A 22,927-nucleotide genomic window follows, 5' to 3' on the forward strand; every position below is an offset into this window, starting at 1 on the left:
TCACGCGGTTGCCGATCCGAGAAACAGCGGAGCAAGAACACACATGGCTAAGAAGCAGAGCGGACGCAAGACCCGCGTCGAGAAGGTGACCAAGGCCAAGGCCTGTTCCTTCTGCAAAGAGAAGAACCTGACCATCGACTACAAGGACACTGCGCTGTTGCGTCGGTTCCTGTCGGACCGTGGCAAGATCCGATCGCGCCGCGTCACCGGCAACTGCGTGCAGCACCAGCGTGACGTCGCCGTGGCGGTCAAGAACTCACGTGAGGTGGCCTTGCTGCCCTTCACCTCGACGGCGCGCTGAGCGGAAGGACTGACATCATGAAACTCATCCTCACCGCAGAGATCGACAACCTCGGCGTCGCAGGCGACACCGTGGAGGTCAAGAACGGTTACGGCCGCAACTTCCTGCTGCCGCGGGGCTTGGCCATCCCGGCCACCCGCGGTGCGCAGAAGCAGGTCGAGACCATTCGCCGCACCCAGGAGGTGCGCGCGATCCGTGGACTCGAACACGCCAACGAGATCAAGCAGGCCCTCGAGGCGCTCACCGAGGTCTCCCTCGGTGTGAAGACCCACGATTCCGGCAAACTGTTCGGCTCGGTCAACGCCGGCGACGTCGCCGGTGCGATCAAGTCGGCGGGTGGCCCCGTGGTCGACAAGCGCAGCGTGGAGCTGCCGAAGGGGCACATCAAGTCGACGGGCACGTTCCCGGTCGTCGTGAAGCTGCACCCCGAGGTGTCGGCCGAGGTGGAGCTCACGGTCACCGCGGCAGGTTGAATCAACGGTCGCTGACGACCTGATGGACGCCGATGCCGGGCGGGACGACGTTCCCGCCCGGCATCGGCGTTCCGGTCTCCGGGGCGTTACCGCGACGGCACGATTCAGCCCGCGTTGACCGTCCGGGCCGCGGCGGTCGCCAGACGGTCCGCGATCTCGTTGTAGTGATCACCCGCGTGGCCTTTGACCCACCGCCACTCCACGTCGTGGCGCTCGCACGCTGCAACCAGTTCACGCCACAGTTCGGCGTTCTTCACGGGTTTGCGGTCCTTGGTCATCCATCCGTTGGACTGCCACCCGGTCACCCACTTGGTGATGCCGTTGCGGACATAGGTCGAATCGGTGTACAGGATCACCGTTGACGGTGCGGTCACCGCTTCCAACCCGCGGATGGCCGCGGTCAGTTCCATCCGGTTGTTGGTGGTGTTCGGCTCGGCACCGGAGATCTCCTTCTCGTGCCGCTTGTAGCGCAGTACCGCACCCCAACCGCCGGGCCCCGGGTTCCCGAGGCAGGCTCCGTCCGTGGAGATCTCGACGGGTGTGCGGTCATCGGCGGTGTCGGGCATGGTTCGCAGGATATCCGGAACGCACCACGACACCGGGCGCAGGTCGCACCCGGTGTCGTACCGCGGTCGCGGGTCACTCGGGTGCGCGGGCCAGCCCGGCACCCACGTCACCGGCCGGTAGGTCGAGCCGCTGGGCCTGACGCAGCAGCCGTGCCCACAGCTGTCGTCCCCGTTCACCGGTCTGCTGTGCCCACAGTGCCGCGATCCCGGCGACATGCGGCGTCGCCATCGACGTCCCGCTGATGGTGTTGTACTGCCGCGGGGCGGGCCAGCTGGAGTAGACGTTCACCCCGGGCGCGGTGATGTCGACCTGACCTCCGTCGAGTCGGCTGCTGCGCGCCGAGAACGGCGCCACCGTCATGTCCGAGGCGACCGCACCGACCGCGAGGATCGTCGTGGCGTTGGCCGGGCTCCCCACGAATCCGGGGTCGTCGGGCCGGTGGGCGTTGTTACCCGCGGCGGCGACGATGACGGTGCCCGCGTCCAGGGCGCGGCGACCGACCTCCTCGTAGGCCTGCAGCTGTTGGTCGATGTCGGCGCCCAACGACATCGAGATCACCGCGCAACCCTGCGAGATGGCCCATTCGATGCCGGCCAGGATCTGACTGTCGTTGCCGGACCCCCTGTTGCTCAGCACCTTCCCCACGAAGATGTCTACCGCGGGTGCCACACCGTAGCGCCGCGTGTCGGTGGGATGCCGTGGCCCGCTGGAGGTGCCGACGCAGTGGGTGCCGTGACCGTGCCCGTCCTGGGTGGATTCGCCGACGACGAACGACCGCGCGATGACGGTACGGCCGCCGAAGTCGGGGTGGTCCTGGTCGAATCCTGTGTCCAGCACCGCGATGCGGATGCCGCGACCGTCGGCCGACGAGGTGTCGGCGCCAGTGGCCTGCAGTCCCCAGGTCGAGTTGGCGGTGTCGGCGTAATGGCCCACCGGGGCCACCGCGGGTATGGGGAGGGCGCGCACCACACGTTCGGGTTCCACTGTGACCACCGCGGGATCGGCCACCAGGTCGGCGGTGTGCACCGCTGGCAGGGCCGCGACACCGACGCCGATGCGGCTGAACACGACCGCATCGGAGTTGGCCAGGGCGTCGGCGTCCATCGGGCCGATGCCGCCGGTGGACGCGACGCTATCGATACCGCTGATGGCGCGCAACGCCTCCTCACGTTGCTCGTCGGTGCTGCCGTCGGTGAAGGTGACGATCTGTCGCCCGGTGGTGTGCGGATCGGCGGCGGGGTTGTCGTTGCTCATCGTTCTCTCGTTTCAGGTTGTCGTAGTGGTTGGTCGGTGATGACGGCTGCGAATGATCAGGCGGGCCAGGTGTTCTGGCCGTAGGTGACGAGGTCCACCAGGCCGCGGCCGGCTGCGTACACCAGGCGGCGCGGGTCGAGGCCGTCGGTCTCCTCGCCGCTGAGCACTCCGGCGACCGCTGGTCCCTCGTTGGGGAGCCAGAGCGGGCCGCCCGACCAACCTGGCCCGAGGTCGGCACGTCGGGCGAATTCGACCTCCAGGCCGGGGTTGTCGTTGTCGATGTCGCGCACACCCATGTCGAGTTCCACCGCGGGTCGCTCGCCGTAGGAACCGGGGTAACCGGACGAGACGAAGCGGCGCGCGTAGTAGGCGTCGTCGTCACCGAACGACACCGAGCCCATCCAGCCGAGGGCCCGGCCGAGCGGTTGGTAGAGCTTGCAGATCACGTAGTCGTATCCGGTGACCGACCCGTTGGCGTTGTAACCGTGATAGGTCTGCACGAAGGAGCTGCCGAACGGACGGTTGCCGTTGCGATAGGCGGGGATGAACTCCATGCTCCAGTTGGCACTGCCCCACGGCGCCACATGACCGGCGGTCAGCAGCAGGTTGGGGCCCACCAGCACACCGCTGCCGCGCCGGTTGTTGCTGTTGAACACGATGCCGACGGTGCACATCGGATAGACCAGCGGGTTCGGCTCCTCGTGGACCAGCGGTTCGTAGAAGGTCTCGGTCCCGGACTCGGCGGTCTCCACCTCGAACGGGACGGCAGCGGCCGGGTCGGCGACCCTGGCCCACGGTGGGCACCAGCCCTCCGTGCTCGCGGCGGTGTCACCGGTGGTGATGGTCGCCGGGTCGAGGGCGACGCTCTCCTGTCCGGGGACGGTGTCGAGCAGAGCGCGGATGTCCGCGGGGATCGCGGTGGCGGGTACCCCGGTGACGGTGTCGGTCATGATGGCTCCTGGTGGCGTGTCGGGACCCCGATGTCGGGGTGAGGTCGAGACTCCGCCGGAGACGGGTGATGGGCGCGAGTAGCGACCTACCCGAATACCTGCTGGCCGACAGTCGTCGGACAGGTAGTCGTGGCGGAGTCGATGAGCTGGGAGGACACCTGACCCGATGCGGTGAATGTTCATCCAGTCAGCCGACAGCGTTGGTTGACACGCCGAACACGCCGAACGGAGGCGTGTCAGCGACACGCCGTGTGAGCGGAATTCCACACATCACCAACAGGTGAATTGGCGGATGACCTGGGCTGACGCGTGTGATCCGGGGCGACCTCCACAGTTTGCCCACAGGTGGTCAACACGATTACCCGGCCCGTCCACAATCTGTTCACACTTTCGTCCACAACCGCGTTTGATGACACGTCGGCAACGCCCTACTGTCACTCGGGTGTCTCGGGTCGGGTGAGGCGGTCAGCGGATCGCTGTCGGTGCCCTCCGGTACGAAGGTCGAGAGTTCCCGGTGATGTCCCCCCGCACGCGCGGAGGCCGAATGGTGCGAGGAGGGGTGAACGTTGGCCGTGGTCGACGATCGTGGGCATGCGCCCCGCGAAGAACCCCAGGAGGACTTCGGGCGGCAACCACCCCAGGACATGGCCGCCGAGATGTCGGTGCTGGGCGGCATGCTGTTGTCGAAGGACGCGATCGCCGACGTGCTCGAGAAGCTGCGGCCCGGTGACTTCTACCGGCCCGCGCATCAGGCCGTGTACGACGCCGTCCTGGACCTCTACGGCCGCGGTGAACCGGCCGACGCGGTCACCGTGTCCGCCGAACTCGACCGCATGGGTGAGTTGCGCCGGGTGGGTGGGGCGCCGTATCTGCACACCCTGATCTCAACGGTCCCCACCGCGGCCAACGCGGGCTACTACGCGGAGATCGTCGCCGAGAAGGCGATCCTGCGCAGGTTGGTGGAGGCGGGCACCCGCATCGTGCAGTTCGGTTACTCCGGATCCGACGGCCAGGACGTGGCCGAGGTGGTCGACCGGGCGCAGGCGGAGGTGTACGAGGTCACCGAGCGTCGCACCGCCGAGGACTACGTCCCGCTCGAGGAACTGTTGCAGCCGACTATGGACGAGATCGACTCCATCGCCTCGCGTGGCGGCCTGTCGCTCGGTGTGCCCACGGGTTTCGTCGATCTGGACAAGCTGACCAACGGGCTGCATCCCGGCCAGCTGATCATCGTCGCCGCCCGCCCGGGTGTCGGTAAGGCGTTGTCGTTGGACACCCCGCTACCCACTCCCGCCGGCTGGACGACGATGGGTTCGGTCCGCGTCGGCGATCGGTTGCTGGATGCGGATGGTCGACCGACCCGGGTGGTCGCGGCGACCGAAGTAATGACGGACAGGCCGTGTTTCGACGTCGAGTTCTCTGACGGTGCGGTGGTGCGCGCGGACGGCCGGCATCAGTGGGCGGTCGAGGTGGACGGGGACGTCGGCACGCTCGTCACCGAGGAGTTGCGTGAGGTGGCCGGGCGGGCGTCGATTGCCAACACCGCGCCGTTGGAGTTGCCCCGGCGCAACTTCGGCTACGGCCCGTACACCGTTGCAGCGCTGGCCGGTATGGCCTTCGATGACCCGGAGATCGCGATGCGAATCGACGCCGAGGGTCCGGTGGACGTGATGGCGTTGATGGCCGATCTCGGTGGCCGAATTCCGCATGAGTACCTGCGTGGGTCGATCGCACAACGGCGGTCGTTGTTGGCGGGCATCCTCGACGCCCGCGGCATCGTCGACGTCGACGGCACCATCATCGTGCCGGCGGCCACCCGACACATGACGTTCGTGATATCTGATCTGGTTGTCGGACTTGGGTATTCGTGCACGCGGTTGAACACTGGGTGGCTGCGGGTGGATGCCGACGACGACGTCTTCACCGTGCACCGCAAGGTGATCCGCCACAAGGAACTGCGTCGTCCGTCGGGCCGCCGGACGGTGATCGCGGTGCGTCCGGTGCGGAGTGTGCCGGTTCGTTGTGTGCAGGTGGACAATCCGCGGCATCTGTACCTGGCCGGCGAGGCGATGATCCCCACGCACAATTCCACGCTGGCGATGGACTTCCTGCGGTCGTGTTCCATCGGGAACCACATGACCGGTGCCATGTTCTCCTTGGAGATGAGCAAGACCGAGATCGTGATGCGACTGCTCAGTGCCGAGGCGAAGATCAAACTGGGCGACATGCGCTCGGGCAACATGAGCGATGACGACTGGACCCGGTTGGCTCGACGGATGGGAGAGATCTCCGACGCGCCCCTGTACATCGACGACTCGCCGAACCTGACGATGATGGAGATCCGGGCCAAGGCGCGACGACTCAAGCAGCGCAACGATCTCAAGCTCGTGGTGGTCGACTACCTCCAGCTCATGTCGTCGGGCAAGAAGGTCGAGTCGCGACAGCAGGAGGTCTCCGACTTCTCGCGGAGCATGAAGCTGCTCGCCAAGGAACTCGAGGTCCCGGTGGTCGCGATCAGCCAGCTGAACCGTGGTCCCGAGCAGCGCACAGACAAGCGCCCGCAGGTCTCTGACCTCCGCGAATCCGGCAGCCTGGAGCAGGATGCGGACATGGTCATCCTGTTGCACCGCCCCGACGCGTTCGAGCGTGACGACCCGCGTGCGGGCGAGGCTGACATCATCGTCGGCAAACACCGTAACGGTCCGACCGCGACAATCACTGTGGCACACCAGCTTCACTTGAGTAAGTTCGTGGACATGGCGCGCGGCTGACCAGGCTGCTGCTGTGTTTGCGTCAACCGGTATTTGGCAGTGGGCGACCGAGCCGGCGCCCCGTGCTCAGGCCGGTAGCGGCAGCAAGGGGGACGATCGACGATGCGTGGCGTCGAATCGCTCCTGCACCGAGCACGTGAGGGCTACCGTGAATCCGGGGTCACTCGACGATGAGGTGGTGTGGTCATGAGACAGACGAGCACGGGGCGTCGTGTCGGCGTCGCGGTCGGATCGGTGGCGTGCGTGGTGGCCGCGGTATGGGCGGCGACGCCGATGGCGCAAGCCGCTGACGGTGACAGTGTCGTCGCGAGGGGGAGCTTGCGCCTCGCCCCGAACTTCGGCGTGTTGAACATCGACGCCAAGGCGTCCACCACAGCAGGGAAGACAGAGGGGTCGTATACGGCCACTGTCACGGCCGGCACCGCACCATTACCACTGCAGGTGCGCGGTCCCATCACCTGTCTGGATGTCACCGGTGATACCGCGTCGTTCGTCTATCCCATCCAGGGATCCACCCCCGACGTCCTACCCGGTGCGCTACGCGGCGCGGTGGCCATCCAGATCACTCTCACCAAGGGTGGTCAGGGTCAACCCGACCGTGTGGGGGTGTTCGGACCCGTGCCGAGGCAGGCGCTGTCGACGTGTGCCCCGCGGCCCACGCAATTCGACTTCGTGGGAACGCTCGATATCCACGCCGGCTGAGGATTCACGCACAGCAAGAGCCCGAACCACCCCCGACCACGCGGGATGCCGGATCAATAGATGCTGATCTCGACCTGGTCGGCGTAGAAGGCGACATGGTCGGCGATGTCGGAGACCGAGTCGTGAGGCGCGTGGTACGTCCACACCGCGTTCGCTGCGCGGTCGCCTCCGTCGACGATCGAGTAATAGCTCGCGTCACCCTTGTACGGGCAGTACGTCGAGTGATCTGTGGGCTCGAGGAGCGCGGGATCAACGTCGTCGAGGGGTATGTACTGCACGGCCGGGATCGTGGCCTCGCGGAGCGTGAGCGCGCGATTGCTGTCGGCCACCACGCGGCCGTTTCGCGAGACCACCACTCGCGCATTGGTCGGGGCGATGTCTATCGGGTGGGACGCGTCAGGGATCAGCTTCTGTCGCTCGGTCATGAGGTGTCCAACGCGCCGTGGGCGGATGTGATTCCGCGTGACCTTCCGACGTGGTGACGCGAGCGGGCGTCCGACGTCAGCGAGAGTTCCCGGTGCCAACGGGACGCTTCCTCACCGAGGGAGCTGTAGATCCGGATCGGACCAACTCGCGATGGGCAGAAGCAACCTCGATCGCGTCTGCTCCGAGTGGTGGGCAATGGGCTCTATCTCGATCCGACTTGTCGCTGTTGACCGGACCACGGAACGAGGTCGACCATGAATGCATCCCGTGACTCCACTCGACCCCACGACTCAGTCTGATGGCCATTCCCGATTTCCTTGCCGAACTCCGCTTGTACGTGGGTTCAGAGCGTCTGTGGCTGACATCGGCGCACGCGGTCGTCACCTCCGACGACCAGCGACTGGCTCTCGTCAGGCGCGCCGACGATGGCGCGTGGAGTATCCCGGGGGGCATCGTTGAGCCGGGCGAACATCCGGCTGACACCGTGGTCCGGGAGTGTCGCGAAGAAATCGGGATAGCTGTGGAGCCGGTCTCCTTGGTGCTGGTCGATGTGTCTCCCACGTTCACCTACCCGAACGGCGACAAGGCGCATTACCTCGACTTGGTCTTCCGCGGGCGACATCGTGGTGGCGTCCTCCGTGTGATGGACGACGAGTCAACGGAAGTGGGTTGGTTCTCGCCTGACACATTGCCGGAACTCGATGGATATCAGCGCAGACAAATCGATACCGCGCTGTCTGGTGACGTCGCGGCGGCGTTCACGCTCAGCCGCCGGGACGAGGCGGCGACGTCTCATCCACCACCGCAGCCATAGCCCAGGAGATCTCACCGCAGGATGATGGGAATGGTGGACGCCGAGAAGTGCAGGTACGGCACAGACCACGTGTCGCGGTGTTCAGTGGTGACCGATCGCGACCACAGCCTGACTGATCACGACAAACGTGAGGAACAGCATTGACATCGAACGAACGCGCACTGGTCGCCACCCTGGCGGCCCTGGGTGCGCTGCCGGTTGCGTCCGGGCTGAGGGGCATCATGGCCGGACCCTCGGCCGTTCCCGGCGGGAGCACAGCGAATGCCAGCGTCGACAGCGAATACCGATTCGTGAACACCTTCTGGCTCGCCGCGGGCATGGGTCTGTGGTGGTCGCTGTTGGCACCTGCTGAACGGGCGACGACGACGCGATCGGTGCTGGCGTTGGCGGGGGCGGGTGGAGTTCCGCGATTGCTCTCGTGGCGCAGCACCGGGCGCCCGCACCCCGTTTTCCAGGCGGCCACCGTGCTCGAACTCGTGGGGATGCCCGCAACGCTGGCGTGGCACAACTCCGTGTTCCCCGTCGGAGGTCGCCGACTCCGCTCCCGATGACCACTGCGGGCGTGGGCGCATCACCATGAGCACCCGCGCATCGCCTCACGTCGTGTGGGGGACGCGACAAGGACGGCTGCGATATAGTTACATACACAAGTAACTATCTGGAGGCTGCCTGTGCCCGTCGCATACACGGCTATGACGAGACGACCGATCGCACCCAGCGCGGGGCCGCGGAGGTGACCCGCGTCGTGGTGGCGGCCCCACCGGTGCACGGGGAGACCGCGCCCGTGCTGCAGATGGGCGCCGAGCTGGTGACGCGCGGGCACGACGTGACCGCTCTGGTCGGCACCGCGTTCGCCGATGCTGCGCGGCACACCGGTGCGCACGTCGTCACCCTGACCGGCGCGGCCGACTTCGATGTCCGTGAGCTGGCCGCGAGGCCCGACAGAGTGGCGCTGAAACCCGGCCCGGTGCAGATGAACTGGGACTTCATTCACGGCTTCGCGGCAGGCATCGTCGAGCAGCACGAGGCGATACAACGGATGCTCGACGACGATCCGGATCTGGTCGTGCTGTCGAACCTCCTGTTCATGGGCTGTTGGCCGGTTGCGCTGGGTGCATCCGGTCACCGTCCTCGACGCTGGGTCGCCGTTGCCGCCAATCCTCTGCTGATAGGCGATTCCGCCACCACTGTCATGGGACCGGTGCCGGGTCTCGCCGGCGACGAACTGGCCCGGGCGAACAGCACGGCCAACGAGCAGTTCGAGGCGATGTTCACGCCGACCCGGGACGCCGTACAGCGCGCGGTGGGGCAGCTGGGAGCCACCGACCAGGTTCCAGGTCTGCCCGGAGCGTTCTACTCACTACCGGACGCGGTCGCCGCTCTCACAGTGCACGAGTTCGACTTTCCCCGGGTAGCGCCGCCCGACTCGCTGCACTACGCGGGGATTCTGCCCCCGCGCACCCCGACGGGTGCGATCACGCCGTCATGGTGGGCCGATCTCGACACCGACACGCCCGTCGTGGTGGTCACTCAGGGAACGGTCGCAAACGAGGATCTCAACGAACTCGTCGTGCCCACGTTGGCGTCCCTCGCCGAGGAAGAGGTCGTCGTCGTCGCGGCACTCGGACGCGATCCGGCGTCACTCGGCATCGATCCGCCGGCCAATGCTCGCGTGGCGGACTACCTTCCGTTCGACGAACTCCTTCCGCGGGCGAGCGTGTTGGTGACCAACGGCGGCTTCGGAGCGACTCAGCATGCGCTCGCCTGCGGTGTCCCTGTGGTCGTGGCGGGCGCGACCGAGGACAAGGCGATGGTCGCGGCGCACGTCGCTCACCATGCGGTGGGGATCGACCTGGGCACGCAGACACCGACCCGGGAGCAACTGGCCACGGCAGTCCGGGATGTGCTTCGCGACGGGTCGTATCACCGTGCTGCGCAACGACTCCGTGTCGCGTACTCCGATGCTGATGCCGCGGCCACGGTCGAGTCGCTCGTGCTGCCGCAGCCGTGAGTACGATTGCCCCGCTCGCGTCGCCTATCGTCGGGTCGGCGACGGTGCCGGCAGGCGCACCGCCGCATCTCATCGACAGGCGCCAGGATGGGTACATGACCGAGCCGTTGACCGCACAGCAGGAACAGGTGTGGCGGGCTCTCGCCCGGCTGATCGTGACCCTGCCGCGCGCCCTCAGCTCCGACCTGCACGACAGCGTCGGCTTGAGCCTGACGCAGTACACAGTGCTGATGTTCCTGTCGGAGGCCCCTGACCAGCGCCTGCGGATCAGTGAGCTGGCCGACAAGGTCGCGGTCTCCCAAGCTCAGACGTCACGGCTGGTCGACTCGATGACCCGAGGCGGCCTGATCAACCGACTTCAGTCGGACTTGGACCGGCGCAGCCGAATTGCCGAGTTGACCGATCGGGGTCGCGATCTGCTGGCGGAGGCATGGCCGGTACACCTGGCCAGCACCCGCCGACTGGTGGTGGACCATCTCGACCCTGCCGTCCTCGACGACTTCGGACGCGTCGTGGAGTCCATGGCCCAGGCATCCGAGGCCGCCGCGCGTGCCGCTGGATCCTGACGGATGTCGTGGGACGGAGCCGCGATCGTCGGGCTTTGTACGTACTAGTTGTTACACTGTCGGCATGGGTTCACGCGACCAACTGACCGACGCGATGGCGGAGCTGCTGTGGGAGCGGGGGTATGCCGCGACGAGTCCGCGCGACGTGATGGCGCGCGCGGGTGTAGGGCAGGGAAGCATGTACCACCACTTCGGCGGTAAGCACGACCTCGCGGTCGAGGCGCTGTCGGGGGTTGCCGAGGGCATGCTGGCCCAGGCGTCGCCCCTGGAGGGGGAGGGGTCGCCACTGGAGCGGATGAAGGCGTACCTGGCATCGCCTCGCCCGGGAACCCAGGGGTGCCGAGTCGGGCGAATGACCCAGGACCCGCAGGTCGTCACCGATCCCGGGTTGAGTGCGATCGTGGCCGGAGCGTTCAGCACGATGCTGCAACGGTGGGAGCAGGCGATCGCCGATGCGGTTGCCGTGGGCGAACTGCCATCGTCCACCGTTCCGGGTGAGCTGGCGAGGACTCTGGCCGCGGTCATCCAGGGCGGCTACGTCCTCGCCCGGGCCGAGAACGACCAGGCGCCCATGGACGCCGCGATCCGCGGCGCGCTCGCTCTGCTCGACGCCGCACAGACCGCGGCCCACGCCGACGCCACATCCTCCCGGAGTCAGGAGACAACCACATGACCGTTCGCATCGGCATCAACGGATTCGGTCGAATCGGCCGCAGTGTTTTGCGCGCCTGTCTGCGGGGCGATGCGGACGTGGAGGTGGTGGCGGTGAACGACATCGCCGATGCCGAGACACTCGCCGCACTGCTCGAATGGGACTCGATCTACGGACATCTCGATGACGTGCACGCCGACGATCGTGGGCTCGTGTGTGGCGAGAAACGTATTCGGGTCACCTCCGAACGTGAACCGAGGTCCATTCCGTGGGGTGACGCACAGGTGGACGTGGTGATCGAGTCGACGGGCCGTTTCGCCGACTCCGACAGCGCGCGAGGGCATCTCATCGCCGGCGCGCGGAAGGTCATCATCTCGGCTCCATCGGATGACACGGTGCCCGCCGTGGTTCTGGGTGTGAACGACGATGACGTCATCGACGGGGAGACCGCGGTGCTGTCCAACGGATCCTGCACCACCAATTGTCTCGCTCCGATGGTGAAGGTCCTGCACGATGCCTTCGGCGTCGAGTCGGGATTGATGACAACCGTGCACGCCTACACCAGCGACCAGCGTCTACACGATGCACCCCACAAGGATCTGCGGCGAGCGCGGGCGGCAGCGTTGTCCACCATCCCGACGTCGTCCGGTGCAGGCGGCACCATCGGCCGCATCATCCCCGAACTCGACGGCAAGCTCACCGCGGCCTCGCTCCGGGTTCCGGTGCCCGTGGGATCGATCACCGACCTCACCGCGACCCTGTCACGTCCGGTGACGGTGGACGACGTCAACGCGGCGTTCCGGGCCGCGGCGGAGTCCGGTCCGCTGTCGCCCTACGTCGCCTATTCCGAAGCGCCGCTGGTGTCCTCCGACATCGTGGGCAACCCGCACTCCGCGGTCTTCGATGCGCCGCTCACCCAGGTGGTCGACAACCAGGTGAAGGTGTTCGCCTGGTACGACAACGAATGGGGATTCTCCAACCGGCTCGTGGAACTGTCCGCGCGCATCGCCGGGTAGGAGAACAGATGACGCCCGGAGACGTTGCCGAGGTCCGCACGTTCATCGATGACGAACCGGTGTCCCGCGCGTCGGTCGACGGATGGGAACGTCGTCGAGTCCGCGCTGTGCTCACCAAGCTCGGTACGCGTCTCGGTCGGCGGGCCGTCGACGAACTCCTGGACGGCCGATCGGTGGACGAATTGCGCGGCGCTGATCTCGATGACCAGCGAGCCGCTCTCTCGGACATGAAGGCTCGACTCGGTCACGCCGGAACATATGCGTTGATCCGCAACGACCTGAAGGTCTCTGAGGCCATGACTCGGATGGCGCTGACGGTCAGCCGCGGACGCAGGACGTATGCGGTCGCACGTCTGCAGGCGCCCGACCGGTCGGCCCAGCAGTTCGCCGCGTGGTTCACCGAGCTGACCACTCTGGATCGCGAAGCGGAGATGATGCAGGCCTGCCCCGACCACTATCTGCTGCGGGGACTTGTCGACGGGCGGCAGGAAGTCGTCGAGACCACCGGCGGAGCGCCCACCGCTTCACGGTTCATCGTCGACTACAACCGAACCGACGACCTCACCGTGCCGGTCGATCCGGGCTACCCCGTTCAGGTGGCCGGCCAGGCTCTCCTCGACGACGGCACGTGTATCGGTGGTGTGCGACACCAGTTTCGCGACCACGACGGTGTGCTGGAGGCGCTGCTCACCGTGGAGTTCCCGAGAGCGGTGCCGGGCTGGATGGTCCGTCAGCACCAGTGGCACCTCGCGGTCGAGTTCGGCAACTGGATCAGGGCAGGCGCGCTCCCGGTCCGCAATCACGGCTGAGTGACCGACGGCACCGCAGCCGATCAGAGGACGAGGTGGGGAGTCGCCGAGGTGTTCACCACCCGCCGGTCCCACAGACACAGCCCGACGACCACCGCGGCGACGAGAGCCGCCAGCGTGAGCACGCTGACCCAGGAGCTCACGACGGCAAGGACGCCGACACCCACCAGGGCCACCAGATGGCCGACGGGGATCCTCCCTCGGACGATGCCCAGGTACAGGGCGTGCCCGGTGATGAACAATGCCGTGCCGCCGAGGATGGTCCACGTCGCGGCGGGCACTCCCTGTGCCGTCGGCTCGTGGAACACGAGTTCGTCGGCCGCCGCCGTGACGATGATCCCGGCGACGATGATCGGGTGGATCCAGTGGTAGGCGACGGTCGAGATGCGGCCGGGGTCATCGGTGGTCGCCGCGACCCGCGAGCCTTGTTCGCCTGCACGATCGAAGTACAGCCACCACAACGCCGCCGCACCGACGAAGGTCAGGCCGAAGGCACCCACCACCGAGAAGTCCAGATGCCCTTCGTCGAGGTCGGTGGCCAACGATGATCCGGTGATGACGATGGACTCACCCAGCGCGATCAGGACGAACGCCTGGCACCGTTCGGCGAAGTGATGCCCGTCGATCGTCACCCAGTCACCCTGACTGGTCGAGCGACCGAGGAACGGAACGTAGAAGCCGACCACACCACCCAGGAAGTCGATGACCACCGCCGCGGTCCACAACCCGATCCGCCACCACCCGTCGGCGAACCCGCCGATCACGGCGAGGCAGCCGGTCAGGGTGCACCACGTCAGGATCCGGATGTAGTTGGCCTGCAGCGCCTCGCCTCGCAGCAACGCCACCGCGACCGCGGCGCGGCCGATGTGCATCACCGCGTAGGCGATGCCGACGACGTGACCCCATTTGTCGAACGCGTGCGGTATCGCCGCGGCGACCACCAGGCTGCACATCATGGAACCGATGAGCATGAACCGCAGCGGGTCCCGATCGGGATCGAGCCAGTTGGTGATCCAGGTGGTGTACACCCATGCGGTCCACAGCATGGCCAACAGCAACGCCGACTGTCCGGCGGATCCCCAGGTGGGGTGCTCGTCGCCGAGCAGGTGATGTGACACCTGCGTCACGGCGAACACGAAGATCAGGTCGAAGAACAACTCGATGTTCGTGACGGACGATTCCGAGTCGCGAGTGCGAAGCCATCCCACCGTGAGTCCTCTTCAGTAGTAGCTGCGGTGTGCGATTCCGGGCTCTGACAGTATCCGGTGCCCCGGTGATCGCGGCCGAATCAGCGGGTGGTGTAACCGCCGTTCGCGAAGATGGTCTGGCCGGTGATCCACCACCCCGGGTCGGCGAGGAAGGCCACGATGGGGGCGATGTCCTCGATCTTGGTGAGCTGATCACCCATGGCCTGACTCTTGTGGAAGGCGACTCGTTCGTCGGTTTCCTGTCCGTAGAAGAACGGGGTGTCCATGGGACCGGGTGCGATGTTGTTCACGGAGATCCCGCGATCGGCGAACTCCTTCGCCGCGGCCCTGGTGAAGTGCTCCACGGGGGATTTGCCGCCCGCGTAGGTGGAGTACCCGTCGGTGAACGCGGCCAGCAATGCGGTCACGATGGTGATGATCTTCCCGCCGTCGCCGAGGTGGAGCCCCGCTTCTTTGATGAAGAAGTAGGCGGCCTTGGCGTTGATGGCCAACATCGAGTCGTACTCGTCCTCGGTGGTCTCGACGATCGGTTTGCGCAGTACCTTGCCGGCCGTGTTCACCGCGATGTCGAGTCCGCCGAGACCGTCGGTCGCGGCGTCGAAGACCTCGGTCACCGTCTGCGCCCTCGTGAGATCGCCCTGGATGCTCAGCGCGTTCACGCCCCGCTCGCGCACGGCGGCCACGGTCTCCGCGGCGGCATCGGCGGTGGCGTCGCTGTTGTAATGCACGGCGATGTTGGCACCCTGATCGGCGAGTGTGCGGCTGATGAGCGCACCGAGATTCTTGGCCCCTCCCGCAATGATGACGTTCTTACCCTGTAGCGACATGTGTTCGTCTCCTTCTCGCGTGAACTTCCGTGACCGACGGTATGCATGCCGATGACAAAGTGAAAGCAAGACTTTGCTGTCGAATGACAAGCATCGCTTGTGAAGCTGGTGCGGAGGGTTCAGGGTGGAGGAGTGACCGCACCGCTCAATCTGACGCGTCTGGCGCACTTCGTGGCCGTGGCCGACGCAGGTGGGATGACCCAGGCCGCCAGTGAACTGCTGCTCACCCAGCAGGCGGTGAGCAGCTCCATTCGACAGCTCGAGAGAGAACTGGGGGTGGATCTGTTCCACCGTTCGGGGCGCCGTCTGGAGTTGACACGGGCAGGACGCGAGCTCCGCGAGGGCTCGACGACGCTGTTGTCAGCGGCACGGAGACTGGTCGAGACGACCGTCGGCGCGAGCCGGAACGCGCCCCGTACCTACCGCGTGGGACATACGCCTGCGATCACCTCCGACGAGGTCTTCCTGCTGTTGGAACCCATCCGGGAGGCGATGAGCGACACGCCGATCGAGGTCCATGAGACGTTCCCCTCCGATCTGACCCTGAGCCTGCTCGACGCGCGTCTCGACCTCGGGTTGCGCAGGGGAGTGGTCCCGCCGACGCAGCTCGCCGGGACGGTGATCTCGCACGACACCTTGAATGCGGCCGTCGTGTCCGATCACCCGTTGGCGGGCCACGGATCGGTGCCCATGTCCGATCTCGCACGGTTCCCGCTGATGGTCTGGGCGCCGCCCGGGGCGTCCTTCTACACTGATCACCTGACGTCGGTGTGCCGCCGAGCGGGATTCGAACCGACGGTGCGCGTGAGTCGGACGCAGGGTACGACGCCGGCCACGGCGGTGGTCGGCTCGGACTGTTTCGCCTTCGTCACGCAGGCTCCGGGGACTGCACTGGGCGGTCGCGTCACCATCATGCCCATCGACGACGCCCCCAGTTCACCTGTCCAGGCGATCTGGCTCCCGCACACCGTGTCCCGGCCGCGTGAGGTGTTGATCGGAGAAGGGGCCGCGGACCTCGCATGACGGACTCGGGGATCCACCGCCGGCTCGCCGCCCTCCGGCGATGGTGACCGTCAGACGTACTCGCAGATGACCACCGGGATGTCGCGAGTGGTGCGCTTCTGATAGTTGGCATACCCCTTGTACGCCTGCACGATGCGCGGCCACAGGTCGGCCTTCTCTGCGGGGTCCGCCACCCGAGCGCGCACCGATCGACGCGTGCCGTCCATCACCAGTTCGGCATCGGGCCGTGCCACCAGGTTGTGATACCAGTCCGGGTGCCGGTCGTCACCGCCCTTCGACGCGACCAGCACGACGCGGTGGTCGTCGTGGACGGGCGAGGTGAGGTAGCACGACCGTGGCTTCCCGGATTTGCGGCCCACCGTGTGCAGCTCGACCACCGGCATTCCGTATGGCTTCGTCAGCAGTCGACGACCGCTCACTCGCAGAACCACCGCGTGCGCGGCGTTCATCAACTTCATGGAACTGTCCGTCACACGGTTCTGCACGCTCATGCGGTCCTCGCTTCTGGTCACCCGCTGCCGGCGGTGATCGTCGTTCCCGGGGCTGTGTACCGACGACGCTAACGGGGTATGTGAACACTGTCAACGTGGTCGAATCCACGTCGACCGCCGCCGTATGGCAACGATCGACGGGTCGAGGCATCGACGACCTGCACGCTTGAGCAGTGCTAGCGTATTCGCGATGTCGGTTAGCGAATCGAATGCTGCTGCGCCACGCGGGCCTCAGCGCGTCGAGGAGTTGTCGTACGGCCATGTTCTGGCCGTGATGTCGGCGATGGATGTCGCCGCGGTGCTGCATGGCCCCCGCGCCGTCGCAGAGTACGTCAACGACGACTTCGCGCGTCTCCTCGGCTACGAGAGCACGACCGCGGTGGTGGGCAAGCCCGTACACGAGATCGTCCATCTCGCATCGATGGCATCCCGCAACCGAGACGCCCGCATGCTCGTCGACGGCGAGGTACGCACCCTGCACGTACGTCGGACACTGGTACATCGGACGGGTCGACCGGTGTTCGCCTGGGTGGTCAAACGGCAGGTGTCGGTGGAGGGACGGCTGCTGACGTTGACCATGGTGACAGAGTCCGCGGATACGCCCGAGGCGCTCACCGGAGAGCGGGAGCGGTGGTTGTCGGAACACGACGAACTGACCGGTCTGCTCAACAGGCGTGGCTTGAGCAATTTCGTACGGTCCGGCGCCATGCAGTTTCCCGTGGCGGTGGTGGTCATCGACATCGATGGGCTCAAGTCTCTCAACGACCGATACGGTCACGCGGCCGGCGATGCCGCCATCTGTGCGTACGCGAGCCTGCTCACCGCCGCCGCGGTGCCACTGGGTGGTGCGGCGAGCCGATTCGGCGGCGATGAGTTCGTGGTGGTCCTGCCGACCGATGTCGCATCCCCGGAGTGGGTCGACTCGGACGTGTGTACCGCCGCCATGGAGATCGGGGGCGGTCGCGTGGAACTCTCGGCCACCGTCGGCCGTGCCGAAGCCCGCGACCTCGACGGTATCGACGAAGCCCGCGCAGTCGCCGATCTCCTCATGTACGAGGCGCGATCCGTACGCAACGTGACCCGCGAGTAGCGTCGATCACCCAGATGCCGACGGTGTCGCCGTGACTCCGACCGTGTCTCCGTCGGTCAAGGTCACCGGCTGTCCCCAGACCCGGATGATCTCGGGTGGGCCCACACCGACCAGACGGAACTCGGCGTCGGTGTGTCCGAGATCGGCGTGCACCCGACGTCCGCGCCACTGCACGGTGAAGCGCAGCCGATCCCAACTGGAGGGCAGAGCCGGCGCGAACCGGAGCTGACCGCCCGTCGCGAGCAGACCGCCGAACCCGTGGGTGGCGATCTGCCAGGTACCGCCGGCCGAGGCGATGTGCATTCCTTCCTCGGTGTTGCCCTGGTTGTTGTCGAGGTCGACGTACGCCGAGCGAGCAAAGTAACGTTCCGCCTTCTCCGGGTCACCCACCTGCAGACCGACGATGGCGTGAATCGACGGGCTCAACGATGACTTGTGTACCGTTCGTGGCTCGTAGAACTCGTAATTCGCTCGTCGGGTCGGCAGTGAGTACAGATCGGGCATCATGAACATCAACATGACCACGTCCGGTTGCTTGAGCAACGACGTGTCCTCACAGGTGAAGTGGTCACGGCCGACCGGATACCGCGGCATGTCGTTGTGGTCGAACTCGGTGATCGGGACCACCTGGAGATCGAAGTAGCCGTCGAACTGTTCGATCACGCCCGCATCCGGATCGACCGGCGCCACCAGCACCTGCGCTGTCCGTTCCCAACGCCGGACCTCGTCGGCGGTGACGCCGATCGTGTCGGCCAGCTCCACCTGACGGGCGGGGTCCAGGGTCACGATCTCCTTGTACGTCTTCACCGCTTGTTCCAGATGCCACCGGACCATGCGGTTGGTGAAGGCGTTGTTGTCGACGTGAGAATGGAATTCGTCCGGGCCCATCACCGTCAGCAGACTGACGTGATCGCCGCCTGGAGTGCAACGGTCCACCCAGAACCGCGCGGTCTCGAACAGGACCTGTGCCCCTTCGCCGTAGAGGTAGCCGGTCTCACCCGTGACCTCCGCGTAGCGCACGATCGCGTAGGCCACGTCGGCCGTCACGTGGAGTTCTTCGTCTCGGGTGTAGAAGCGGTTCTTTCCGTCCGGGGTGAACTGCGGGCATTCCTCGAGTCCGGTGTCCGCCGACTCCCACGGGTATCGGGCGCCGGTGGTGCCGTTCTCCGCAGACACCGCCCGAGCGCCCGGCAGCGTGTGGAACCGGTAGCCGAGGAGCGCACGCGCGGTCCGTGGTTGGGTCAACAGGAAGAAGGGCAACATCATGATCTCGGTGTCCCAGAAGACGTGCCCCCGGTATCCCTCTCCCGACAACGACTTCGCCCCGATGTTGACGGTCGCGTCGTCGGGGTTCGCCGCGATCAGCAGGTGGTAGATGGCGAAACGTAGTGCCAGTGCGGCCCGATCGTCACCGACGACCTCACAGTCGGAGGCCTCCCACAGCTCGGACCAGGCCGCCTCCGAGGCTGTCAGTGCGGCGGTGAACGACTCGACCCGTTCGACCGTCGTGACGGCCCGATTGCGCGGTCGACCGTCGGCATGCGGATCCCGACTGGTGGCGACCCCGATAATCTTGTCGACGGTGATCGAGCATTCGGCCGGGACGTGATCGAAGTCGACCTCGCAACCGATGTACTCGTGGTGCTGGTGCAACCGACGTCGGCTCGGTGGGGTGTCCTCGTCGATGCGTTGCGCGTAGGCGATGTCGACGGCCGAGTCGATGGTGTGGCACTCGATGTACCCGATGTCACCGACGAAGCCGTGATCGGTGGCCCGCAGATGGGTCGATCGAGCCCACTTGTCCCACTTGCGCCGGTGATCGAAGACGGTGCCGTCGGGATAGACGGGCAGCCCCTCCAGGTTGCGGCAGTGGGCGTCGACACCGGTACCGATCGTGACGGAGCCATCGTGGTCGAGGAGGGTGACGACGATCCGGAGTCCACAGAGGTCGCGATCGGTCATGCTCGCGAACCGCAGGGTCTGCAGGCGCACCCGGTGGCCTGTGGGCAGGACGAACACGGTGTCGCGATGCAACACCCCGGTACGCAGATCGAGCGAACGATGGTGCTCGACGGTCCGCAGGGAGTCGTGGTCGAGTCGATGGCCGCCGACGGACACCTCGGTGGTCAACCAGTCCGGGGCATTGACCAGGTCGGTCACCGGCGCGTCGTAGGCGTCGTAGACCCCGGCCAGGAATGTGCCGGGGAGCGCGCCGATGTGACGTTCCTCCATCGATCCCCTGGTGCCCAGACGACCGTTACCGACGGTGAACACCGTCTCGAAGTAGTTCGCCTGCCGTGGATCCCACTCGTTCTCGCTGACGGTCCAGGTGGATCGATCGGCCAGGACCCCGGTCACGACGCACTCACGTGGTCGAGACCGTAGGCACGCTGGATCTGCGAGTCGGTCTCGGGTAGCGAAAGGTAGACCGCGAGCTCTTTGCCCGCACAGCGTTGCGCACCCATCGCGTTGCCGTACCGCGCGGCCGTGACCAGATCTCGTGACTGTAGATACCCGAACGCCATTCCGGCGGCAAAGGAGTCGCCGCAGCCGGTGGTGTCGATGACGTCGTCGACCGGGATCCGCGGAACGATCTCCTCGCGCAGGCTGCCGTCCTCGTCGAGGAAGTACAACGCGCACCCCTCCTCGTCGAGGGTGATGCAGACCGCGGTGACGCCGCGCGTCAGACAATGCATGGCGAACTCACCGAGTTGTGCCGTGGGCAGCGGTGCACCGAGATCGTTCGGATCACCGCCCGGCGGCGGGAACCACGCACAGCCGGCTTCCTCGAGGTTCATCTTCATGATGTCGATGGTGGGCAGCCAGGCGTCGCGGTCGATCCAGAGGCGACTCACCCGATGACCCGCGGCCGTCAGGGCGACGGTCGGGCCGTGACAGTCCAGCAGGATGACACCGTCGCTGTTCTGGCGGATGTAGGCCAACGTCGGTTGAGCCACCTCGTAATCGGTGATGGGTACGCAGACGAAGGCGTCGGAGTCGAGCGCGAACTCCACATCGTCGGGAGAGATCGGGTGCATGAACCCGGTCTGTCGCTCATCGCGAAAGTTCTGATCCCGGAAGGTGAGTTCGACGACGTCACCGCGGTCGCTGTCGGCACGGATCCCGGTGAGGTCGACGTTGGGGAACGACGCCAGGTGTTCGCGGATGGGATCCAGGTCGGCCTGGCGGACGTGGACGATCGGGCGCACGCTGTCTCCGGGTCCGAGCAGGGACGCCAATGCGGCCACCGTGTAGAGCACGCACCCGTACTTGTCGAACACCTCGCCGCGGTGGGTGATCACGTGATCACGGGGGATCGGGCCGAGAACGGCGATCTTGCGCGCCGTGTTGCTGATGGTCATGTCAGATGCCTCTGGTTCTCAACGTCTCTCGGCGCTCACGCCGTGGTGTGCGGACGGGGTTCGATACCGGCTGCGGCGTCCATGTCCTCCAGCGACATGCCCTTGGTCTCGCGAACGAACCGGGCCACGAACAGCAGCGACAACACGGCGAACAGGGCGTACATGCCGTAGGCGAATCCCAACGAGAAGGACTTCAGGCTCGGGAAGCTGACCGTGATGGCCCAGTTGGCCGCCCACTGACCGGCCGCGGCGAGGGACAAGGCGGCTCCGCGGATACGGTTCGGGAAGATCTCACCGAGCAGCACCCAGACCACGGGACCCCAACTGAGGGCGAAGAACACCACGAACAGGTTGGCGGCGATGAGCGCGATCGGCCCCGCCGCCCCGGTCAGATGAGGCTCCATCACGCCATCGGCGTTCGGCTGCTGGGCCGCGGTGCCGAAGCAGATCGCCATCACCCCCAGGGTGACCGCCATACCCGCCGAACCGATGAGCAGCAGTGGCTTGCGACCGATCTTGTCGACCAGGGCGATCGCCACGAAGGTGGCCACGATGTTGACCAAGGAGGTGAACACACTGGTCTGGAACGCCTGGTTCTCCTTGAAGCCGACGGCTTCCCAGAGGATGTTCGAGTAGTAGAAGATCACGTTGATGCCGACCGCCTGCTGGAACACCGAGAGCAACAGGCCGACCCAGACGATCGGGTAGATGCCACCCCCGCCGGGCCGGGCGAGATCCTTCCACGATGGTTTGGTGTCGCCGGCGAGGCTGTCCTGGATTCGGGTGATGGTCAGTTCGAGGTTCTTCTCGCCGAACAACAGCGTCAGCACTCGTCGGGCCTCGGGCAGGCGTTGTGTGGCAACCAGGTACCGGGGTGATTCCGGGATGGTCGACGCCAGCAGCCCGTAGACGACAGCGGGGATGGCCATGGCGAGGAACATCCACCGCCAGGCGTCGAGTCCCAGGGCGAGTTTCTCGTTCGCACCACCGGCGATGTGGGCCAGCAGGTAGTCGACCAGTAGCGAGAGGAAGATACCGAGCACGATGGCGAGTTGCTGCAGCGATCCGAGACGACCACGCACCCGGGGCGGCGATGTCTCGGCGATGTAGGCGGGGGCGATCACCGAGGCCACACCGACGCCGATGCCGCCCACGACGCGGAACAGCACCAGCGTCCAGATCTCCGGGGCGAAGGCGGTACCGATGGCGCTGATGAAGAACAGGACCGCACCGATCTTCATCACCTTCAGGCGACCGATGCGGTCGGCGAGCCGGCCGGCGCTGAACGCGCCCGCCGCGGCGCCGAGCAACGCCGACGCGACCGCGAATCCGAGTGTGCTGTCGGCGACGTGGAAGTCGTCCTGGATGGAGGACACCGCGCCGTTGATGACCGCGCTGTCGTAGCCGAATAGCAGGCCACCCAGCGCGGCCACCGATGCGATCCGCACGACGCGGTTTCCGGAGACCTCCTCGTTGTCGCCGAAGACGGCCGGTTCGTCGATGAATCCTCCACCCTCACTCATGTGTTGCGCCCTTCGATGAGTCCAGGGCCGCCCATTGCCGCCACTGTGATGTGGATCACATTATGATCGGGACGCCGAAGCGACACAAGAA

General features: G+C 66.3%; 23 protein-coding genes. 13 read left to right on the forward strand and 10 right to left on the reverse strand.

Annotated elements, in window-relative coordinates:
• The first annotated feature begins 43 nt into the window (after positions 1 to 43).
• Both rpsR and rplI read left to right on the forward strand, forming a co-directional pair.
• Positions 44 to 301 (forward strand): 30S ribosomal protein S18, encoded by a 258-nt coding sequence (gene rpsR, locus BW971_RS10365; protein WP_076479222.1) that lies wholly within the window; start codon positions 44 to 46, stop codon positions 299 to 301.
• Between the two features lie 17 nt (positions 302 to 318).
• Complete coding sequence (gene rplI / locus BW971_RS10370; RefSeq protein ID WP_076479224.1) at positions 319 to 774, forward strand: 50S ribosomal protein L9; 456 nt, start codon at positions 319 to 321, stop codon at positions 772 to 774.
• 104 nt (positions 775 to 878) lie between these two features.
• Here the strand turns inward: rplI and rnhA are convergent, their stop codons facing one another.
• From rnhA to BW971_RS10385, 3 genes are all read right to left on the reverse strand, one after another.
• Positions 879 to 1,340, reverse strand: a complete 462-nt coding sequence (rnhA, locus tag BW971_RS10375) for a ribonuclease HI (protein ID WP_076479408.1) — start codon at positions 1,338 to 1,340, stop codon at positions 879 to 881.
• Between the two features lie 73 nt (positions 1,341 to 1,413).
• A complete protein-coding gene (locus BW971_RS10380; protein ID WP_076479225.1) occupies positions 1,414 to 2,595 on the reverse strand; it encodes a S8 family serine peptidase in 1,182 nt (393 codons plus the stop codon).
• Positions 2,596 to 2,651: 56 nt separating this feature from the next.
• Complete coding sequence (locus BW971_RS10385) at positions 2,652 to 3,545, reverse strand: trypsin-like serine peptidase (protein ID WP_076479227.1); 894 nt, start codon at positions 3,543 to 3,545, stop codon at positions 2,652 to 2,654.
• Between the two features lie 566 nt (positions 3,546 to 4,111).
• On the opposite strand from BW971_RS10385, the gene dnaB reads away from it, so the two are divergent.
• Positions 4,112 to 6,316, forward strand: coding sequence for a replicative DNA helicase (gene dnaB / locus BW971_RS10390; protein WP_076479229.1), 2,205 nt, complete (start codon positions 4,112 to 4,114; stop codon positions 6,314 to 6,316).
• Positions 6,317 to 6,502: 186 nt separating this feature from the next.
• Positions 6,503 to 7,018: a hypothetical protein gene (locus BW971_RS10395; RefSeq protein ID WP_076479231.1), complete on the forward strand. Its 516-nt coding sequence runs from the start codon at positions 6,503 to 6,505 to the stop codon at positions 7,016 to 7,018.
• 53 nt (positions 7,019 to 7,071) lie between these two features.
• On the opposite strand, the gene BW971_RS10400 is transcribed toward BW971_RS10395, so the two are convergent.
• On the reverse strand, positions 7,072 to 7,443 hold the full coding sequence (locus BW971_RS10400) for a DUF427 domain-containing protein (RefSeq protein ID WP_076479233.1): 372 nt from the start codon (positions 7,441 to 7,443) through the stop codon (positions 7,072 to 7,074).
• A gap of 299 nt (positions 7,444 to 7,742) precedes the next feature.
• Between BW971_RS10400 and BW971_RS10405 the strand changes: the two genes are divergently transcribed.
• From BW971_RS10405 to BW971_RS10435, 7 genes are all read left to right on the forward strand, one after another.
• Positions 7,743 to 8,258 (forward strand): NUDIX hydrolase, encoded by a 516-nt coding sequence (locus BW971_RS10405; RefSeq protein WP_076479235.1) that lies wholly within the window; start codon positions 7,743 to 7,745, stop codon positions 8,256 to 8,258.
• 140 nt (positions 8,259 to 8,398) lie between these two features.
• Positions 8,399 to 8,809 (forward strand): DUF4345 domain-containing protein, encoded by a 411-nt coding sequence (locus BW971_RS10410; protein ID WP_083709673.1) that lies wholly within the window; start codon positions 8,399 to 8,401, stop codon positions 8,807 to 8,809.
• Between the two features lie 182 nt (positions 8,810 to 8,991).
• Positions 8,992 to 10,269 (forward strand): nucleotide disphospho-sugar-binding domain-containing protein, encoded by a 1,278-nt coding sequence (locus BW971_RS10415; RefSeq protein ID WP_076479237.1) that lies wholly within the window; start codon positions 8,992 to 8,994, stop codon positions 10,267 to 10,269.
• A gap of 95 nt (positions 10,270 to 10,364) precedes the next feature.
• Complete coding sequence (locus BW971_RS10420; protein ID WP_076479239.1) at positions 10,365 to 10,835, forward strand: MarR family winged helix-turn-helix transcriptional regulator; 471 nt, start codon at positions 10,365 to 10,367, stop codon at positions 10,833 to 10,835.
• A gap of 64 nt (positions 10,836 to 10,899) precedes the next feature.
• Complete coding sequence (locus tag BW971_RS10425) at positions 10,900 to 11,508, forward strand: TetR/AcrR family transcriptional regulator (protein ID WP_076479241.1); 609 nt, start codon at positions 10,900 to 10,902, stop codon at positions 11,506 to 11,508.
• Complete coding sequence (gene gap / locus BW971_RS10430; protein WP_076479242.1) at positions 11,505 to 12,503, forward strand: type I glyceraldehyde-3-phosphate dehydrogenase; 999 nt, start codon at positions 11,505 to 11,507, stop codon at positions 12,501 to 12,503. The genes BW971_RS10425 and gap overlap by 4 nt, the downstream gene beginning before the upstream one ends.
• A gap of 8 nt (positions 12,504 to 12,511) precedes the next feature.
• Positions 12,512 to 13,312 (forward strand): hypothetical protein, encoded by an 801-nt coding sequence (locus BW971_RS10435; protein WP_076479244.1) that lies wholly within the window; start codon positions 12,512 to 12,514, stop codon positions 13,310 to 13,312.
• Positions 13,313 to 13,335: 23 nt separating this feature from the next.
• Here BW971_RS10435 and BW971_RS10440 read toward each other — a convergent pair whose 3' ends face one another.
• Entirely contained in the window at positions 13,336 to 14,520 is a 1,185-nt protein-coding gene (locus BW971_RS10440; RefSeq protein WP_076479246.1) for a low temperature requirement protein A, read from the reverse strand.
• A gap of 80 nt (positions 14,521 to 14,600) precedes the next feature.
• A complete protein-coding gene (locus tag BW971_RS10445; protein WP_076479248.1) occupies positions 14,601 to 15,347 on the reverse strand; it encodes an SDR family oxidoreductase in 747 nt (248 codons plus the stop codon).
• A gap of 132 nt (positions 15,348 to 15,479) precedes the next feature.
• Here BW971_RS10445 and BW971_RS10450 point away from each other — a divergent pair, with 132 nt between their 5' ends.
• Entirely contained in the window at positions 15,480 to 16,370 is an 891-nt protein-coding gene (locus tag BW971_RS10450; RefSeq protein ID WP_083709676.1) for a LysR family transcriptional regulator, read from the forward strand.
• 50 nt (positions 16,371 to 16,420) lie between these two features.
• Here BW971_RS10450 and BW971_RS10455 read toward each other — a convergent pair whose 3' ends face one another.
• Positions 16,421 to 16,861 carry a nitroreductase/quinone reductase family protein gene (locus BW971_RS10455; protein WP_076479250.1) on the reverse strand — a complete coding sequence of 147 codons (441 nt, stop codon included), beginning with the start codon at positions 16,859 to 16,861 and terminating at the stop codon, positions 16,421 to 16,423.
• A 190-nt stretch (positions 16,862 to 17,051) separates the two neighbouring features.
• Here BW971_RS10455 and BW971_RS10460 point away from each other — a divergent pair, with 190 nt between their 5' ends.
• Positions 17,052 to 17,951 carry a GGDEF domain-containing protein gene (locus tag BW971_RS10460; protein ID WP_159441850.1) on the forward strand — a complete coding sequence of 300 codons (900 nt, stop codon included), beginning with the start codon at positions 17,052 to 17,054 and terminating at the stop codon, positions 17,949 to 17,951.
• Between the two features lie 6 nt (positions 17,952 to 17,957).
• On the opposite strand, the gene BW971_RS10465 is transcribed toward BW971_RS10460, so the two are convergent.
• Genes BW971_RS10465 through BW971_RS10475 form a run of 3 tightly spaced genes read right to left on the reverse strand, consistent with a single transcriptional unit; the run spans position 17,958 to position 22,836 of the window.
• Positions 17,958 to 20,309, reverse strand: coding sequence for a glycoside hydrolase family 65 protein (locus BW971_RS10465; protein ID WP_076479254.1), 2,352 nt, complete (start codon positions 20,307 to 20,309; stop codon positions 17,958 to 17,960).
• Positions 20,306 to 21,313 carry a carbohydrate kinase family protein gene (locus BW971_RS10470; RefSeq protein WP_076479256.1) on the reverse strand — a complete coding sequence of 336 codons (1,008 nt, stop codon included), beginning with the start codon at positions 21,311 to 21,313 and terminating at the stop codon, positions 20,306 to 20,308. The genes BW971_RS10465 and BW971_RS10470 overlap by 4 nt, the downstream gene beginning before the upstream one ends.
• Before the next feature lie 35 nt (positions 21,314 to 21,348).
• Positions 21,349 to 22,836, reverse strand: coding sequence for a sugar porter family MFS transporter (locus tag BW971_RS10475; protein ID WP_076479258.1), 1,488 nt, complete (start codon positions 22,834 to 22,836; stop codon positions 21,349 to 21,351).
• Positions 22,837 to 22,927 lie beyond the last annotated feature (91 nt).

Source organism: Williamsia sterculiae (genome assembly GCF_900156495.1).
Taxonomy (GTDB): Bacteria; Actinomycetota; Actinomycetes; order Mycobacteriales; family Mycobacteriaceae; genus Williamsia_B; species Williamsia_B sterculiae.